Raw genomic sequence first — 16,598 nt, forward strand, 5'->3', positions numbered from 1 at the left:
GAGGTGGAGCGGATACGACCAGCACAAGGCCGAGGGATTCGGCCCGCGAAAAGCAGACGGGCAACCGTCGAGTCGGTACAAAATGATGTTGCCGCGGCCATCGCCGATGTCCGTTCCGTTGCCCGGTCAGAAGGTGACAGTCGGCGCAGTCAGGTTGCTGATTGGCTCGAGGGGCTGTTCCTCGACGCAACGGAGGGTAGGGAGCTACACGTCGCCGCGGCTACGGCTCTTGGGCTGTATGGAGGGATGGGATCCTTCTCCGATGTCGGAACCGCCGCTTCTGCTCACGCGGTTGATGAGTTGGCTAAGGCTCTGCAGAGGGTGCGGACCCTCTAGTCCTGAGCGCTGGATTCCTGATTGCTGAATGCCGCATCGGGCAGCTTCCACAGCAGTGAGCGGATGTACGCCAGGGCCTCGCTCGCACCGTGCATGCGATCCATGCCGGAATCTACCTACGGCACGGGTGAGCAACGCGGGGCGCAGGCGCTTTGACCCGGTGGGCTCTATCCGACGTTAGTTGCGCCCGAATTTCTTGCGCTGCGCACGTGAGGGGAACTCTTCACCGGTGCGCGGTGCAGAGAAATAGAGTCCGCCTTTCTGGGCCATGGCGGTGAGTTCATCGACTTGTTTCTGCGCTGCGGCACAGAGCGCGGTAAAACACCGTGCAGCCTCCGGGTTGGTGGCGGGGTGATCGCTGCGCAGAAGGCGAATGGACGCGGGCCGATTCTCGCCTTGCCGATCGATGACAAAACCGTGACCCACCTCCCTGGCCACCCGCTGTGCCAGGCGCTGGCCTTCGGCTGAGTGGACCAGAGCAAGTCCAGCGGTGCGGAACTCATGATCGCCGTTGAGCGAGGCGTAGAAGTCCCGCTCCCACGCCCGTAGGGCAGCGACCAGTTCGACGCTCAGCGCCGTGTCCGCATAGTCGATGGGCCCGTCGAGCCACAGCACGGTGTCCGCGTAGTCGACAAACATCCGAATGACTGCTGGCTGCGGTGAGTGGTTGCTTCCCATCGGCTCACTCTAACAAGTGGGCACCCGCTCGCGGGGAAGTATTTGGCGCTGATCGGGTACGCATGAGCGAGGAGTTTTGGTGAGTTTTTGGCCACATTCATTCCGCCACGCGGGAGGAATCGGCGGGCTTAGGGGAGACTGAAAGGTAATGACTATCTTGATTGCGCTACAGGCCGCACCCGCCGAAGCAACCGACGGCAGCCTGATTACTCGATTCGCCGACTGGGCAGTTCAGCTGATGGAGGTGATCGGTGCCCCCGGGGCAGCCCTGGCCATCGCCTTGGAGAACCTCTTCCCGCCCCTGCCCTCCGAGGTCATCCTGCCGCTGGCGGGATTCACCGCCAGCCGCGGATCCTTCACGCTTTTTGAGGCGCTGCTGTGGACGACGATCGGATCGATCGTTGGCGCCTACGCCCTGTACTGGGTGGGCCGGGCCCTGGGCCGCAACCGTACGCGCGCGATTTTCGGTTGGCTGCCACTGGTGGAACTCGATGACGTCGATAAGGTTGAGGGCTGGTTTGAGCGCAACGGTGCCAAGGCGGTGTTCTTTGGCCGGATGATTCCGATCTTCCGCTCGCTGATCTCCATTCCCGCCGGCATCACCAAGATGCATCAGGGCAAGTTCTTGGGGCTCACCGCTGCCGGTTCGCTGATCTGGAACTCCATCTTCGTCCTCTCCGGGTACTTCCTTGGGGAGAACTGGCACATCGTTGAGGCCTACGCCGGTGTTTTCCAGAAGATCGTCATCGTGGTGGTCTTCCTCTTGCTGGTGCTCTGGCTGGTGTTCAAGATTCGCAAGACGCGAGCCAAGAAGTCGGCGGCGCGGGAGCGCGAAACCGCCAACTAGTCCTCTTCGACGCAGCAGGGCCCTAGCCCGGTCGCACGTCACGACGGGAATTCGCACTAACGCGAAACCGCTGATGTGCGGCCGGGCTTTTTGCTGCCGCGCTACCTCGGGCCAATGTCGAGCCAAGCTGGGCGTAGCGCGAAGGCCTGTGGTGGTGAGAAAGGGTTGACAGGGGAAAGGCTCGGCCCTAGGTTAGTTACATGAGTAATGAACCACATAACCAACTAGGCGAGCGTGGTCGTTGCGTTTCGAGAGAGGTTGGCCGTCGTGGCAGTAATTGACGATTCGCGGCCGATCTTCATCCAGATCGCTGAACTGATCGAATCGGAGATCGTTGCCGGAACCATGGCAGAAGAGAGCCAAGTTCCATCGACCAACGAGTTCGCGGCCTACTACCGCATCAATCCGGCCACTGCCGCTAAGGGAGTCAACCTCTTGGTGGAAAGCGGGATCCTCTACAAGAAACGGGGAATCGGCATGTTTGTCGCCACCGGCGCCCGCGAGAAGCTGATGGCAGATCGGCGCAGCGCCTTCCAGCATCAATACGTCCAGCCGCTGGCCCGTGAGGCCCGCAAACTGGGAATCAACGCAGAACAGCTCGCTTTGATGGTTCACGAATCACTGAGCGCCGCGGCAACCGAAGGAAGTGTTCTTTGATGAACGAGACACCGGCACCGGCCATCGAGGCTAGGAACCTGAGAAAGTCCTACCGCGAGTTAGATGCACTTGATAATGTCTCGCTGAGACTCGAGTCGGGGCGCATCTACGGCCTGTTGGGCCGCAACGGCGCGGGAAAGACCACCCTGATGTCGATCCTGACCGGCCAGGGGTTACCCAGTAGCGGAGAGGCGCTGATCTTCGGGCGCAACCCCTACGAAAACGACGAAACGCTGGCGAAGATCTGCTTCATCCGCGAGTCACAGAAGTACCCCGAGGACTTCAACGCCCGGCAGGCATTCGCTGCAGCCGCGCTCTTCTTCGGCAACTGGGACCAAGATCTTGCCGACCGCCTGATCCAGGACTTTGCCCTGCCGATGAAGCGACGTATCAAGAAGCTCTCGCGCGGTCAGCTCTCGGCGGTAGGAGTGATCATCGGCATGGCCGCCCGTGCCGAGGTGACGTTCTTCGACGAGCCATATCTGGGGCTCGACGCGGTGGCCCGGCAGATCTTCTACGATCGACTGCTCGAAGACTTTGCCGAGCACCCGCGCACCATCGTGCTCTCATCCCACCTGATCGACGAGATTGCGAATCTGCTCGAACACGTGGTGGTCATCGACAAGGGACGGATCCTGCTGAACGAGGACGCCGAATCGCTGCGCGGCTCGGCGGTGGCTGTCACCGGAAGTCGGGAAAAGGTCGACGCCTTCATCAACGGACACCAGGTACTACACCGGGACACCATGGGGTCTCTGGCATCCGTCACCATCCGGGCGCGGCTTGGCGATACCGAGCGGGCCATGGCCGCCGAACTCGGGCTAGAACTCTCCGTCGTTCCGCTACAGCAACTGGTGGTACGCACCACCATGGCCGGGACACACAACCTCGACAACACCGAATTCCTGGAGGTCCTCAAATGAGTCGCATCATCAACGTCGCCAAGATGCAAATGATCAACAGGTGGACCTTCCTGGGGATTCCGCTGGTCATCTTGGTGGGATCCACCGTCATGACGCTGGCCATCTGGGCGCTTCTGCCGGCCAGCGCCAGAGATGGGGAACTCTATTCGGGTTCCGGCCAGGCAATCATGTGGTATTTCCTGGCGCTGGGCATCCAGTCGCTGACCTACACCTTCCCCTTCTCTCAGGCCATGAGCGTCTCACGGCGAACCTTCTACCTCGGAACACTGGGACTCTTTGCTGCCCTAGCCCTGGGCTACTCGATCCTGTACTACCTCCTGGGTCTGTTGGAAACTGCCACCGGCGGGTGGGGCTTTAACGGCCAGATCTTCGCCCTGGGGTGGATAGCGGAGAACAACGCCGCGATCCAAATCCTGTTCTACTTCGTGGCCATGGTGCTGTTGTTCATGATCGGGTTCTGGAGCGCCACGGTATACATGCGCTGGAAGGCCACCGGCCTGCTGATCGCCGGCATCTGCTTCGCGGTGTTGGTGCTTGGCCTGCTGGCGCTGGTAGGTCTCAACGACGCCTGGGCGCAAGTGGGCTCCTGGTTTGCCACGATGAAGGTGCCCGGACTGGCCCTAGTCATGGGCGTCATTGGCGTCGCGCTGGCCGGAGGATCCTACCTCACACTGCGCCGGGCCAACGCCTGAGTCGGGCCGGGTAGATTCCCGTGCCGGAAGGGGTGTGGCGCAGGGAGGCGTGATGTCTTTCGTGCCACATCCTGTCTTCCCGGTTCCCGACGCGTGGGGGTTCGGCGGTAAGCTGTGGCACGTGGCTCTGGACTTTACAGCAATAGACTTTGAAACCGCCAACGGATTCCGTGGCTCCGCCTGCAGCGTCGGACTCAGCCGAGTCCGTGGCGGAAAGATCGTTGAGGAAGCCAACTGGCTGATGCGCCCGCCGGTGGGATTTGACCACTTCGATCCGCGAAACGTGATGATTCACCACATCACTGCCGACATGGTCGCCAACGCTCCGCGCTTCGGCGAGATCTTCACCCCGATGGCCAACTTCATCGGCACCGACACCCTGGTGGCGCACAACGCGGCCTTCGATCTGGGCGTGATCCGCTCGGGGCTGGAGGTCTCAGAACTCTCCGGTCCGGCCTTCGACTACGCCTGCACCGTGAAGATGTCCCGACGCACCTACGAACTCTCCTCCTACTCGCTGCCCTTTGTGGCCGAAGAGGCCGGCTCTCCGATGGAGAACCACCACGATGCGCTCGCCGACGCGCGGGCCTGCGCCCAGATCATGATCGACATCGCCCATCGCCAGGACGTGGATGCGGTGGTCGCGGCCGCCGACAAACTAAAGGTCAAGATGGGCTTTGCCCCCGCCTATGCGCCGGGTGACGCGCTGTCCAAGGCCACGCGCGATGCGCACGGGTGGGCTGCCAGCGGTAATACGGTGCCGATACAGCCGGAGTGGGCGGCCTGGCCGCAGGAGGGCGAGGATCGTAGCGGCGATCCGCTGGCGGACCCCGCGCACCCGTTATACGGCGAGATGGTGGTGTTCACCGGTAACCTGCGCATTTCCCGCCAGGTTGCTAAGGACCGGGCGGCCGAGCGTGGTGCTTCCACCGCCAGCCGGGTCACCCGTGCCACCACGGTCCTGGTGGTGGGCGACGGATTTGTGCCAGAAGATCTCTCCACCGGCCGGTTGACCGGCAAGGCTAAGCGGGTGCTGCGCCTCCAGGAGGCCGGACAGCGGGTAGCAATTCTGGCCGAGGGCGAATTCCTGCAGCTGATCGACGGCTTTGACGCCGCCTAAACTTTGGCTCGTTGGGTGCGCAATTCTCGCAGCGTGCCCAATCCTTCACGGGCGAGCTCTCGCCAACTAGCCTCGGGCCAGTAGGCCCGCGCCAGCGCACCGGCCAAGCGCGGCAAATCTGCCTCGTCGCGATACACCAGATACATCGGGGTGCTCCGCGGATTGAACTTGGACTTAAACGCCCGAAGCGAGCTGAACCCGTAGAGCGGTTCCAGCGCACGGGAAATGGCGGTGAGCACGCGGTCCACCGGTTCGCTGCCGCTAACACTGCTGGTACCGGCCAACGGGGCACCGGATAGTGAGGCGAAGGCTGCGCACTCCGCGGCGAAGGTGCGCAGTGAGGAGGCGATCAGGAATTCCATCACCGGGGAGAAAACACCGACTTTTCGACGCATCAGATCAAGAGTCCACCCGGTGACGGTTCCACCCGGCGCATGAACCGGCAACCAGGAAAGAAACCCGAGGATCTGCCCCGTGGGATCCTGAGCCACGGCGAGCCGCACCGCCGGGTCACGTGCCTCAGCCAAGGTACCGAGGGTGAAACGCATTTGCGGCAGTGGCTTGTCTCCGGCCCAGGCCTCGGAGATTTCCTCCAGCTGCCGGAGAACCGATGCGGGTTCATCGATGAGCAAGGTCATCCGAAACGCGATGTTCTCACGTCTGGCCCGGTTCAGTGACGTGCGCACATCGGAAAACACTTTGCCGGAAAATTCCAGCCCGCGAAGCTCCACGATGATGTCTTCGGCGATCGTCATGACCCGCCAGCGGTCGGCCGGGGCGCCCGGTGGCCTCGAGGTAGAGAAGAAACAGGGGATGAGCCCCGCATGCTCGGCGGTGGAGGCAAAATCTTCCATGGCCGCGTCCCGGTCGGCCACCGGGCCCACCGGATCGCCCAGGGCAATCGCGCAGCCGGCATGAATCTGGTAGCTCAGCAGAGTTCCACCGGGACTGCGATGGTGCTCGGTACCCTCCCAGGTGCCCATCCAGGACAGTGTGCCCCCGCCGTGTTCCTTCAGCGCCGTGACGATGTCCGCCCGCTCCAGGGGTGGCTGCCTGACACCGGAACGCAATCTCCGGTGTCTGCGCACCCCGAAGGCCCGGCGTGAAATCACCAGGTGGGCGGCCAACAATAGCCAGAGTCCGGCCACCGCGGCGGCAAGAGATATCAAGCCGCCGTTGCGGGGCAATTGGGGCCCTATGGTGAGCACTAGGGTGATCCCCAGCGCGCCGCGGAGCAGATTGAGCGTGGCCAACGTTAAGGCGCCAAGCCAGGCCAGACGGCGCCCGGAGCGCAGCCCATTGGCCAGTGTTAGAGCCACAGCGGCGTCAAAGAGCACGGCAATGTGGGCGCCGCCGGCCTGGGTGGGACCAAACGGGCCGTGCGTGGGCACGATAATCGTCAGGATCTGGACCGACACCAGCGCCATGAGTCCGACCCAGGCGATGAAGCGTTGTTCGCGGAGCTTGGGCCGGGAAATCGTGCGGTGCATGATGATCAGCACCAGGATGATGGCGGCACTGTGTTCTACATCGGGGATCTCCCCGAAGAGCGTCGAGCCGAGGATAGCTACGCCCAGGAGCAGAAATTGCCAGCGTCCCCGCCACGGCTGGCGCACGTGGCAAGCGGCCATCGTGATGGCGGCGAAGATGCCACCGGAGGGACCGGTATCAACATCGCGCGCCAAAGCGTCGATCCACGTCGAGCCCAAGTCGCGAAAAAGCAGCAGCGTGGCGGCGGTGAGCAGAATCGAGCCTAGCTGCCCGCCGAAGAAGGTCAGTAGTGCGGTTTTGCTGCCGCGGGTAACCTCTAGCCAGCCCACACCCAGGGGTATCAGCAGCAGCACGCTGAGGTAGGCCACCGGTTCGGAGAGTACAAACATGCCGGTGATGGTCGTGAACCAGTTTCCGGTATCAAAGGCCGGCAACCCGTAGGACAACTGGGCGAACCACGGTTCCTGCCCAATATCTCGCAAGAGGCCGCCGCTCAGCACCCCACCGGCCGCCACCGCGAGCCACAGCACTACGGTGAACGGGGCGGCGGCCAGCACGCCACGCATGGATCCGATCACCGAGCGCCGAGGCATTCGGTGCGGTTGCTGGTGCTCGCGGGGCATGTGCGGTGTCTTACTTTCCGGCGGTGAGGGCTACCCAGCGGTCGTGCATCGCATCGAGGATCGGGTCAATTTCCGATGCCGGGCGGTGAGCCACGGCGTCGGTGCCCTGCACTGCTGCCAGCAGTGTGGTGGCGAAGGCAGCGGTCTCAACATCGGGTTCCTCGCCCAAGGCGTCGAAGAGCGCGTCGTAGCAGGCCTTGGGATCCGCGTTTTTCAGCGCGAGCGTCACGTACTTCACGGCCCTCACGAGTCCCGCACCGGCGCTGAGGTCTAGGGCTTCGCTCTGCTCTTCGTCACGTAGTTCCGCGTCGTTCGTGGCATCCTCGACGGCGTCCAGTTCGGTATCGACGGCGTCGATATCGGTCTGCGGGGTCTCAAGGTCCTGAACATCAAATTCCTGAACCAGCGCGGCCCAGCGGCTGATCGAGTCGGTTCCGGATTCCAACGCGGAACGCACCACCAGGGCAGCGGCTGCTGCCGCACGGTGGGCGGCCGGATGACCGTGGGTCAGAGCCGCGGCGTCGGTGGCGATCTTGGCGGTGGTGGCCTCATCAACACGGGGCAGTAGCGCCATAAACGCGGCGCGGGTCAGCACCCCGGTGCTATTGGCCTCGGGGAACAACGGCCGGCCCGTCGAGGCCATGTCCTTGTTATCCAGCGCCAGCAGGTTCTGCGTATCGCCGGTGGCGAAGTCCGGAGCCCCAGCGAAGGCCTCATCGATCCAGCGCGGCTGCGGTTCGGGGGCATCAACGGGGTAGGACTTGTTGACCAGCTTGTACCAGCGCAGCGCGGCCAACCACATGCAGGCAGCCTCATCGGAGGCAACTCCCTCATGGGCCCATTCCAGGGCCTCAAGCAATCCGTCAAGCAGGTACAGGGCTAGGGTCTCGGTTTCACCGGGTTCCTGGCCGTCACGGGCGTGGGCTGCACCGTCGGCAGCGGCCAGCAGCACGCCAAAAACATGGTCCGAATAATCGGCGGGAAGCGCGTACTGATCAGTTGATTCACTCACGATCTCAGTCTAGTAGTTATCCGCTGCTTGAGACTGCGAATACCAACGCGTTGCACGGTGTCGCTAATGTGGAATCCATGCGTATCTTGCACACCTCCGACTGGCATTTGGGCCGCACCTTCCACCAGGCTTCGCTATTGGAGGCTCAGCGTGAATTTGTTGACCGGCTCATCAGCACCATCGAGGCCGAGTCAGTTGATGTGCTCTTGGTCTCCGGGGACGTTTATGACCGTGCGCTGCCGGGGGTGGACGCGGTGAAATTGTTCGACGATACCCTGCTGCGATTACGCGAGACCGGGGTGCAGATGGTGATCACCAGCGGCAACCACGACTCGGCCCTGCGCCTGGGCTTCGGCTCGGCACTGCTGGAGCATGCGGGGCTGCACCTGCGCACCTCTCTGGCCACCATGGACAGGCCCGCTGTCTTTAATGGGGAGGGCTTTGAGGTGGCCGTTTATGGGCTGCCCTATCTGGAACCGCGGATGGTCGCCGAGGCACTGGAGGTGAGCGAACCCGGGCACCCGCCGGTCATCCACGCGGCCCTGCAAAAGGTGCGTGCGGATTTGGCCGCCCGGCAAGATACGGCGTCACATCCGGTGCATTCCATCGTGCTGGCCCACGTTTTTGCCGCGGGAGGTGCTGCCTCGGAGTCGGAGCGCGAACTGAGCATCGGTGGGCTGGACATCGTGCCCACCTCCTACTTCGCCGACTTCACCTATGCGGCCCTGGGCCACCTGCATGGGCGCCAGAAGCTGGCCGAACACATCAGGTACTCCGGCTCCCCGATTCCATACTCCTTCTCCGAGGCGGGGCATTCCAAGGGCGCCTGGCTGCTGGAGCTCGGGGCGGACGGGCTGGGTGAGGTGCGCGGCATCAACTGGCCCGCGGCCAAGGAACTGCGCATCCTCAAGGGCAAGATTGATGCGCTGCTCACCGAGCCGGCGTACGAGTCGGCCACGGACGCTTGGTGCCAGATCACCCTCACCGACACGCACCGCCCCGCCGGAGCCATGGAACGGCTCCGGGCCCGCTTCCCCGACACCCTGGTGCTGAACTTTGAGCCCGAGGACCGACCGGAGGACGAACAGCATTCCTACGCCGATCGGCTGGCCGCAGCAACCTCCCCGGTGGAAGTCTGCGCGGGGTTTGTTGACCATGTGAGAATGCGCCCGCTCAACGATGCCGAGGAAGAGCTGGTGACCTCGGTCCTGGCCCAGGTGCGTAGCGAGAAGGTTGAACGATGAGAGTTCATGCACTGCAGTTGGAGGCTTTCGGCCCCTTTGCCAAGCGCGCGTTTATCAACTTTGATGCGCTCTCCGAGGCCGGGATCTTCCTGCTTAACGGGGAAACCGGGGCAGGGAAGACCAGCGTGCTCGATGGCATTTGTTACGCCCTCTACGGCTCGCTTCCCGGGGTCCGCACCGGGTCTAAGTCACTGCGTAGTGACCACGCGGCCCCCGATGCGCTCCCGGAGGTCATCTGCGAGTTCTCCACCGGTGGGCGGCGCTTTGAGGTCACCCGTTCTCCCGCCTGGGAGCGTCCTTCAAAGCGAGCCAAAAGCGGGTTCACCACCGAGAAGGCGCAGTCGCGCTTGCGTGAACGCATCAACGGGGTCTGGGTGGAAAAATCAACCCGCAACGACGAGGTCGGTCACACGTTGCTCGGGATCCTGGGCCTGGACAGGGAACAATTCACCAAGGTGGCGATGCTTCCGCAGGGAGCCTTCGCCGCGTTCCTGCGCGCGTCGGATAAAGACCGTGAGGGACTTTTGCGCTCGCTCTTCGATACCAGCGATTACGCGATGACCGAGAGGATCCTGAATGAGCGAGCCACTGCCGCCCGTGCCGAGGCCGAGGACGCCGAACGGGCCCGCAGCACGACCCTGGCGCAGCTGGTGGCGGATGCAAGCTCCACGCTCTACGCGGAGTCGGAGTCGGAGTCGGACGAGAATGGGGACGGTGGATTGCCGCAGGCTGCCCGCGAACACCTCGCCGCGGGGGAAAGCGCCGAACTGGGTGAGCTTCTGCGCTTCGAGGTTCGGGGCACCCGCAGTGGGCTTGCGCAGAGCCGTGAGCGTGCCGATGCACAACTGGCCGCGGCGCAGAAATCTCATGTTGCGCTCGATGAGCGGGCCACCCGGCATCGGCAGCTGAGTGAACTGGGGAACCTGCGGCAGGCCCACGAGTCCCACGCCGAATCGATCGCCGCACTCGGTGCGCTGCTGGAGGCTGATGCCCGCGCCGTCGGATTGCTGCCCTACCACCAGCAACTTGTTGACGCCCGGGCGAAGGTTCAGGAGGCACACCGCCTGCTCGCTGCGGCAGCAGCCGCGGTTCAGAGCGGCGCAGCCAACGAGCTTTTGCTCGCCCGGGAACCCGACATCGCCGGGGTGCTGGATGCTGCACTCGACTCGGAACCCGAGACGAGCGTGCTCGAATCCCTGGCCGGTCACGGAAGTGAGGCCGCGAAGGCCGCGCGCGCCGCCGCAGCGCTGATCGAGGCGGCTCTGCCCGAGGAGGAGGAGTTGGAGCAGGTGCGCGGCGAGGTTCTTGTCCTGGGGGAGAGCCTCGGTTCACTCACCGCCCAGCAGAGAGAACGCGCGGCCCGCATCGAGGTGATCAACGCGGAACTGCCGATGCTGCGCGAACGACATGCGGAATTTGCCGCGCTCGCCGAATCGGCAGCGGCACTTGAGGCCGCGGTGCTTGCCGCCACACAACGCCGTGACGCGGTGCTCGAGCGGACCCAAGCGGAGAAGGCGCAGGCAACGGCACATACGGCGGCCAATACGGCGCGGACACACACGCTTGATGCCCGCGAGCGGGTTAACAACCTGATCACGTTGCGGCTTGAACAATCCGCTGCGGTGCTGGCGCAGGAACTGAGCGACGGTCAACCGTGTCTGGTCTGCGGTTCCACCTCCCACCCCGAACCCGCCAATTTGCCGGAGGGTGAGCTGGTCACCACTGACGGCATCGAGGCCGCCCGGAACCTGCTGGCAGCGGCCGAAAAGGCCGAGGAGAAGCGGAATGCCGTCCTGAAGAAGGCGGAAACGGCGCTTGATCTCTGTCGCGGAAAGATCGGTGAGCTCAGTACCGCCGCTGCAGCCACGGAGCTGGCCTCCGCGACGGAGGCGCATGACACGGCACTGGCCTCGGGCCAGCAACAAAGCGCCGCCGAAGAGAAACTGCACTCCTCGGAAATCGAGCTCGAAACCCTGAAGGCCGAAGCCTCCGCGGCCGAAACCGAACGTCAGGTGACTGCCGCGAAGCAGGAAGCCCAAGCGGCGCGGATCGTGAAGCTCGAGACGCGGCTGGCCAAGCTGGGCAGGCCGGGAGAATCCCTGTCCGAACGCCACGTTCTGCTGGGGGCTGGCGCAAGCGCGCTGGAGGGCCTTGTCTCCGCCGTGCGGACGTGCTTGGAGGCCGGTAGGACAGAGAATGCCGCGGCAAAACTGTGGGAGCAGAAGCTGGGCGAGATTTCTGTCCCCGATACCGCTGCCTGGCGTGCCCTGCTGTTGGATGATGCTCAACGCACCGTTCACCAGCGTGAGGTGCGCGCTCACAACGATGAGGCGGTACGCATCAAGACGCTGGCCGAGGCGCCCGGCATCGAGGCGGCCCGGCTCGAGGCCGCAGCGGGAATCGGGGCCCCGGACGATGCCGAGCACGCCGCGGCAGCCCAGGTTCTTGCTGCGGCAACAACCGCCCGTGATGCCGTGTTGTCCCGCGACGCCGTGCTCGCCAGCTATGGACAGCGGCTGGAGGAAGCACTGCACACGTTGGAAGTCCTGGCGCGTCAGGCCGGTCCGGTGCTGGAACGCTACGCCACGCTGAAGGGCATTTCCGAGCTGGTGCGGGGAGCGGGGGAGAACCGGCTGAAGATGACCCTGAGCACCTACGTGCTCGCGGCCCGGCTGGAGTCCGTCGCGCTGGCCGCCACCCAACGACTGCTGATGATGACCGGGCAGCGTTATTCGTTGGTTCACGATGACACCCCTAAGGGCAACAACAAGTCCGGCCTCGGCCTGCAGGTGTTGGACTCGTGGACCCAGGTCAAACGCGATACCCAAACGCTTTCGGGTGGGGAGTCCTTCATGGCCTCGCTCGCCCTCGCGCTGGGTCTGGCCGACGTGATTCAGGCGCAATCCGGTGGCATTGACATCGAAACGCTCTTTGTTGACGAGGGCTTCGGCTCGCTGGACGCCGAAACACTCGAACACGTCATGGACGCTTTGGAGAAGCTGCGCAGCGGGGGCCGCGTCATTGGGGTGGTATCCCATGTCGCGGAAATGAAGCAACGCATCGCTACCCAGCTGAACGTGCACAAGTCGCAGTTCGGCTCCACCGTTTCGATGCAGATCGGGGTGTGAGCTCCGCCCTTGTGGGCCTCGGTTAGGATGGGAGATGTCTGCAAAGGGTTCTGTGTAGCGGGAGGCAGGGACGCTACACGCGTTTCTGTGGAGTACCCGGTTGACCATGACCAAATCTGCCCCCAAGACCAATTCCTCACCCTATGCGGCGCTTCCGCCGCTCTCCGGGTGGGCCTTCTTCCCCCTGGGCTTCTTCGCCCGCCTACCCTTAGCGATGCTCACCATCGGTTCGATGACGCTGATCAGCGATTCAACCGGATCCTTCGCCGCCGGCGGCATGTCCGCTGCGATGGTCGGTTTGGGCTCCGCCGTGGGCGGACCGTCCATCGGATACCTTGCCGATCGGTTCGGTCAGCGCCGCGTGCTGATTCCCGTCGCACTGCTACAAGCCATCTTTGTCACGGCCCTGTTGTGGTTTGGTGGTGCCGGGCCACTGGCATCACTGCCGGTGCTCACCGTGCTCTCGATCCTCGCCGGCGCAACGGGTCCGCAGGTTGGTCCGCTGGCCCGGGTGCGCTGGATGGCGCTGACCGCCAAGCGAAAATCCGGCGGTAAGGAGCTGGGCGCGGCCCTGAGCTACGAATCGATGGTCGACGAGCTGGGCTTTGTACTCGGCCCGGCGCTCGTGGGTCTCTTCGCCGCCTTGGTGGCACCCTGGCTCCCGCTAGCCATCGCCGCACTGCTGACCCTGATCTTGGTCCCACTCTTTGCCGTGCACCGCACCGAGCGCGCGGTGGTGCCGGCGGTACGCAACGCCGTCAAGGTCAAGCTCACCTCTGCCCAAGGGATCGGGATCGGCATCGCCATCCTGGGCATGATCGGCATGGGCACGTTCTTTGGCTCCAGCGCCGCCGGAACTCTAGCCTTCGCCGGTGCCATGGGCGATGCCAACATTGGCGGGCTGCTGTATGCCGCGGTCGGGTTCACCTCGGCGATCGCCGCGCTCTCGGTGGCCTTCTGGCCTAGCGGCTGGCCGCAAGCAAGCCGCTGGCTGGCCGCCGCCATCTTCATGGTCCCCGCCTCGCTGGTCTTGCAATTACCCGGCGAAGTGTTGCCGATGATCGGTGCGTTGTTGCTGGTCGGTATTTGGGTCGGGCCGATTCTGGTCACGATCTTCACCCTGGGTGGGGAGATTGCACCGCCGACGCGACTATCCACCGTGATGACCCTGCTTTCCTCGGGCATCGTGGTGGGCACCGCCATTGGTAACTCCCTGGCCGGAGTGCTGGCGGATTCGCACGGTTACGCCGGCGCCTTCGGTGTGGCCAGTGGTGCCGCGGGACTGATCCTTCTTTCCGGCATCGGTATGGCCCTGCTGCGCGGACAACAGCGCCGGGTCATGCTGCGCCACCTGCCCTAGCTCCACCTACCTCCACCTAGCTCCGGCAAGTTCGGAGCGGTCCCGGCCAGTTCCGGCCAGCGTCATTAGGCGCTGGTCGGGACTGGCCGCTGTGGTTAACCGAGTTCGGCTTCGATGGCGCGGGCGGCCGCCTTGATTCGTTCGCCGATGTCATTTACATCAATGTGCTCCGATCCGGTGGAGTACACCACCGCGACGGCCGCCGGTAGCTGTCCGGGCATCATGATTGGGGCGGCCACCGAGGACAGCCCGGGGATCACCTCATCGATGCTGGTGGCGTAGCCCAGAGTGCGAGCGGTGGTGGCGATCTGCCGGTAGCTGGTCTCGTGATTTAGCGCGTTCCACGCATCCTCGGTGAGTGTTGACTGCATGGCGATGCCGGGGGCTCCATGCCCAAAGGGGTGGCGTGAACCGGGGCGTTGAACCACCGCCGCGTGCACGTGGCGTGGTTCAACGGTGACCAAGGTGGTGCAATCTGGTTGGTCCCAGACAGCGATGAAGGCACACATTTTGAGCTCGTTGGCCAGCAGGGTCAGCTCCGGAAGTGCGGCACTCTGCAGATCTCGCTGGACGCTGGAGGCCAGCACCGCCAGACCGGGGGCGCCGTGGACACGACCCGACTCATCCCGGGTCACCAAACGATGCGACTCCAGGGTGCGCAGGATGCGGTAGGCGATGGATCGGTGCACCCCGAGGCCGGAGGAAAGCTCGGCAATGGTCATCGGACCGTTGGCTTCGGCCAAGATTTCGAGCATGCGGATGCCGCGGGAGAGAGTCTGGGATGCCGGAGCAGACGTACTGGTGGCAGTCATGTGTTCGGTGGCCATCCTTTGGGGATTCGCGCTGTGGTGGCATGGCCGGTGGCTGTAGGTTGTCGTTCGGCCGCCGGCGGGGTTACGGTGCAGAAGTAGTTCCTTATTAGAACTACTCGTTCGATATTAGAACACTTGCTGCTCGAATGCGAGGATTCCAGCGGACCAAACTGAATTCAGGAAGCTGCGATGCTTCTCCTGCACCACTGGGGCGTCGACGAGGACGGCGTGCCACGCGCGGTTGATGCCTCAACATTGCCACATTTTTGCGGCAGTCTCGGCCACTTTGGCACGAGCGTCCCGATCAACTCCTCCACCACGATGGCGATGGGGATGCTGCTGCGACTGGTCTGCATCGCCCGCGACTGCGGGGACCATGACGAGCTGCGCTGAGAACCGATCCGGAAGCGGCAGCGCCCGGCCTCATCCAACGTGAAGCAATGCCACGGTGCTTGAAGCACCACAAGCTCGGAATCCATGGGGATTTCTCCACGGCTGGGAGACTGCCCGGCACTCAAACATGTCACCACCAGCGAACCAAATCATCGAATCAAGCCTGCGTTCGGGTGCGCTATGCAGAGCGCGCCCGTTATGAGCCGAGGACTCGCGAATGCCTGGTCGGATCACGCCATCGTGGTCGGTTGGTAGGTCGCCATGAGAACTCCCGTGGCGGTGGGGGTGCAGGCGATCAGCTGCATTCGGTGCGCTTTTTCCTGTGGACCGAACAGGCCGTGGCCGGAGCCGATCACGATCGGGTGAATCATGAGCAACAGCTCGTCGACGAGGCCGTGTGGGAGGAGGGAGCGGATGAGTTGACCGCTGCCCATGATGACAAGGTTGCCGCCGGGCTGTTCGCGGAGCGCAGCTACCTGAGCCGGGACGTCACCGCCGAGCAGCGTGGAGTTCGGCCAGGGGAGTTGGGTTTCGGGGCTGGAGGAGGCAACGTATTTTATTCTCTGGTTGAGTCCGTCCTTGAAGGGTCCGCCGACCTCGTTCCAGTGAGTGAGCATGTCGTCGTAGCTGCGTCGACCAAATAGCCAAGCGAAGTCTTGGCCCATCCGCTCGCCCATGGCGGCACCCATCGCCGGATCGTTGTCCGGTTCGGCCCAGCCGCCGTGCAGGAAACCGTCACGGGTGTCTTCGTCGCTTCGCCCCGGACCTTGTAAGACTCCGTCGAGGCTAATGTGATTCACAACTAGAACGCGCATGGGTACTCCTCGGATATATGGGACTCATGGGTGCTCAATTGACACCCTGAGCTGATCGGTAGCGTTGGGCCGGGGTCGGAACTGTTGGTCTCGTTCATGCCGGGAGCAATCCTCGAGCGCGATCATCCGGCTATCCGTTGGTCGACCAGTGGTTGACCCGGAGGAGAATTGCGCCCTGAAGCCCAGAGAGCGCACGACAACGGAATGCCGGCCCGAGTGCTCGGGCTCAGCCAACAGGTGGCCCATCCTTCAACAGTAGCGACTGTGTGTCGTGATTGCTTTAGCGGGGATGACAAAAATCCGCAGGATGCTTCGGCTGAAACTTCACATAGCTGCCCAGAGCTTCAACGTGCTCGAGAACGCCTGAACGTAGATGAAAAATGTCGATGGGGATTCGCTGCCCGTGTCGCGGCCCGGTAAATGATGTGAGCGTTATCACCCCGATGGGTTATCATGTTCACAGCACA

The 16,598-nt window shown here is 63.6% G+C and carries 15 protein-coding genes; 10 read left to right on the forward strand and 5 right to left on the reverse strand.

Annotated elements, in window-relative coordinates; all coding sequences use genetic code 11:
• Positions 1-3: 3 nt before the first annotated feature.
• On the forward strand, positions 4-336 hold the full coding sequence (locus tag HED64_RS20260; protein WP_132358288.1) for a DUF6966 domain-containing protein: 333 nt from the start codon (positions 4-6) through the stop codon (positions 334-336).
• Positions 337-513: 177 nt separating this feature from the next.
• Here the strand turns inward: HED64_RS20260 and HED64_RS07265 are convergent, their stop codons facing one another.
• A complete protein-coding gene (locus HED64_RS07265; RefSeq protein WP_168151379.1) occupies positions 514-1,014 on the reverse strand; it encodes a hypothetical protein in 501 nt (166 codons plus the stop codon).
• 148 nt (positions 1,015-1,162) lie between these two features.
• Between HED64_RS07265 and HED64_RS07270 the strand changes: the two genes are divergently transcribed.
• The 5 genes from HED64_RS07270 (at position 1,163) to HED64_RS07290 (ending at position 5,253) form a co-directional block, all read left to right on the forward strand.
• The gene (locus HED64_RS07270; RefSeq protein WP_168151380.1) at positions 1,163-1,861 is read left to right on the forward strand and encodes a DedA family protein; all 699 of its coding nucleotides are present in this window, start codon (positions 1,163-1,165) and stop codon (positions 1,859-1,861) included.
• A gap of 267 nt (positions 1,862-2,128) precedes the next feature.
• On the forward strand, positions 2,129-2,518 hold the full coding sequence (locus HED64_RS07275) for a GntR family transcriptional regulator (RefSeq protein ID WP_342590670.1): 390 nt from the start codon (positions 2,129-2,131) through the stop codon (positions 2,516-2,518).
• The gene (locus HED64_RS07280; protein ID WP_168151381.1) at positions 2,518-3,441 is read left to right on the forward strand and encodes an ABC transporter ATP-binding protein; all 924 of its coding nucleotides are present in this window, start codon (positions 2,518-2,520) and stop codon (positions 3,439-3,441) included. Before HED64_RS07275 ends, HED64_RS07280 begins: the two co-directional genes overlap by 1 nt.
• Positions 3,438-4,133: a hypothetical protein gene (locus HED64_RS07285; protein WP_168151382.1), complete on the forward strand. Its 696-nt coding sequence runs from the start codon at positions 3,438-3,440 to the stop codon at positions 4,131-4,133. Before HED64_RS07280 ends, HED64_RS07285 begins: the two co-directional genes overlap by 4 nt.
• A gap of 121 nt (positions 4,134-4,254) precedes the next feature.
• Positions 4,255-5,253 (forward strand): exonuclease domain-containing protein, encoded by a 999-nt coding sequence (locus HED64_RS07290; protein ID WP_168151479.1) that lies wholly within the window; start codon positions 4,255-4,257, stop codon positions 5,251-5,253.
• Here HED64_RS07290 and HED64_RS07295 read toward each other — a convergent pair.
• Together HED64_RS07295 and HED64_RS07300 are read right to left on the reverse strand one after the other, a co-directional pair.
• The gene (locus tag HED64_RS07295) at positions 5,250-7,367 is read right to left on the reverse strand and encodes a bifunctional lysylphosphatidylglycerol flippase/synthetase MprF (protein ID WP_168151383.1); all 2,118 of its coding nucleotides are present in this window, start codon (positions 7,365-7,367) and stop codon (positions 5,250-5,252) included. The genes HED64_RS07290 and HED64_RS07295 overlap by 4 nt on opposite strands.
• Before the next feature lie 10 nt (positions 7,368-7,377).
• The gene (locus HED64_RS07300) at positions 7,378-8,379 is read right to left on the reverse strand and encodes an ADP-ribosylglycohydrolase family protein (protein WP_168151384.1); all 1,002 of its coding nucleotides are present in this window, start codon (positions 8,377-8,379) and stop codon (positions 7,378-7,380) included.
• 77 nt (positions 8,380-8,456) lie between these two features.
• Between HED64_RS07300 and HED64_RS07305 the strand changes: the two genes are divergently transcribed.
• The 3 genes from HED64_RS07305 (at position 8,457) to HED64_RS07315 (ending at position 14,111) form a co-directional block, all read left to right on the forward strand.
• The gene (locus HED64_RS07305; RefSeq protein ID WP_168151385.1) at positions 8,457-9,623 is read left to right on the forward strand and encodes an exonuclease SbcCD subunit D; all 1,167 of its coding nucleotides are present in this window, start codon (positions 8,457-8,459) and stop codon (positions 9,621-9,623) included.
• On the forward strand, positions 9,620-12,751 hold the full coding sequence (locus HED64_RS07310) for an AAA family ATPase (protein WP_168151386.1): 3,132 nt from the start codon (positions 9,620-9,622) through the stop codon (positions 12,749-12,751). Before HED64_RS07305 ends, HED64_RS07310 begins: the two co-directional genes overlap by 4 nt.
• A 106-nt stretch (positions 12,752-12,857) precedes the next feature.
• Positions 12,858-14,111, forward strand: a complete 1,254-nt coding sequence (locus HED64_RS07315) for an MFS transporter (protein ID WP_168151387.1) — start codon at positions 12,858-12,860, stop codon at positions 14,109-14,111.
• 95 nt (positions 14,112-14,206) lie between these two features.
• On the opposite strand, the gene HED64_RS07320 is transcribed toward HED64_RS07315, so the two are convergent.
• A complete protein-coding gene (locus tag HED64_RS07320) occupies positions 14,207-14,923 on the reverse strand; it encodes an IclR family transcriptional regulator (protein WP_168151388.1) in 717 nt (238 codons plus the stop codon).
• Positions 14,924-15,112: 189 nt separating this feature from the next.
• Here HED64_RS07320 and HED64_RS07325 point away from each other — a divergent pair, with 189 nt between their 5' ends.
• Complete coding sequence (locus HED64_RS07325) at positions 15,113-15,316, forward strand: hypothetical protein (protein ID WP_168151389.1); 204 nt, start codon at positions 15,113-15,115, stop codon at positions 15,314-15,316.
• 230 nt (positions 15,317-15,546) lie between these two features.
• Here HED64_RS07325 and HED64_RS07330 read toward each other — a convergent pair whose 3' ends face one another.
• On the reverse strand, positions 15,547-16,131 hold the full coding sequence (locus HED64_RS07330; RefSeq protein WP_168151390.1) for a dihydrofolate reductase family protein: 585 nt from the start codon (positions 16,129-16,131) through the stop codon (positions 15,547-15,549).
• Between the last annotated feature and the right edge of the window lie 467 nt (positions 16,132-16,598).

Source organism: Paeniglutamicibacter terrestris (assembly GCF_012271785.1).
GTDB classification, from domain to species: Bacteria; Actinomycetota; Actinomycetes; order Actinomycetales; family Micrococcaceae; genus Paeniglutamicibacter; species Paeniglutamicibacter terrestris.

Excerpts from the sequence above, each read along its gene's own strand:
- HED64_RS07320 (WP_168151388.1), bottom strand. The coding sequence starts at position 14,923 with ATGACTGCCACCAGTACGTCTGCTCCGGCATCCCAGACTCTCTCCCGC.
- HED64_RS07285 (WP_168151382.1), top strand. The coding sequence starts at position 3,438 with ATGAGTCGCATCATCAACGTCGCCAAGATGCAAATGATCAACAGGTGG.
- HED64_RS07295 (WP_168151383.1), bottom strand. The coding sequence starts at position 7,367 with ATGCCCCGCGAGCACCAGCAACCGCACCGAATGCCTCGGCGCTCGGTG.
- HED64_RS07315 (WP_168151387.1), top strand. The coding sequence starts at position 12,858 with ATGACCAAATCTGCCCCCAAGACCAATTCCTCACCCTATGCGGCGCTT.
- HED64_RS07280 (WP_168151381.1), top strand. The coding sequence starts at position 2,518 with ATGAACGAGACACCGGCACCGGCCATCGAGGCTAGGAACCTGAGAAAG.
- HED64_RS07330 (WP_168151390.1), bottom strand. The coding sequence starts at position 16,131 with ATGCGCGTTCTAGTTGTGAATCACATTAGCCTCGACGGAGTCTTACAA.
- HED64_RS07325 (WP_168151389.1), top strand. The coding sequence starts at position 15,113 with ATGCTTCTCCTGCACCACTGGGGCGTCGACGAGGACGGCGTGCCACGC.
- HED64_RS07310 (WP_168151386.1), top strand. The coding sequence starts at position 9,620 with ATGAGAGTTCATGCACTGCAGTTGGAGGCTTTCGGCCCCTTTGCCAAG.
- HED64_RS07305 (WP_168151385.1), top strand. The coding sequence starts at position 8,457 with ATGCGTATCTTGCACACCTCCGACTGGCATTTGGGCCGCACCTTCCAC.
- HED64_RS07270 (WP_168151380.1), top strand. The coding sequence starts at position 1,163 with ATGACTATCTTGATTGCGCTACAGGCCGCACCCGCCGAAGCAACCGAC.
- HED64_RS07265 (WP_168151379.1), bottom strand. The coding sequence starts at position 1,014 with ATGGGAAGCAACCACTCACCGCAGCCAGCAGTCATTCGGATGTTTGTC.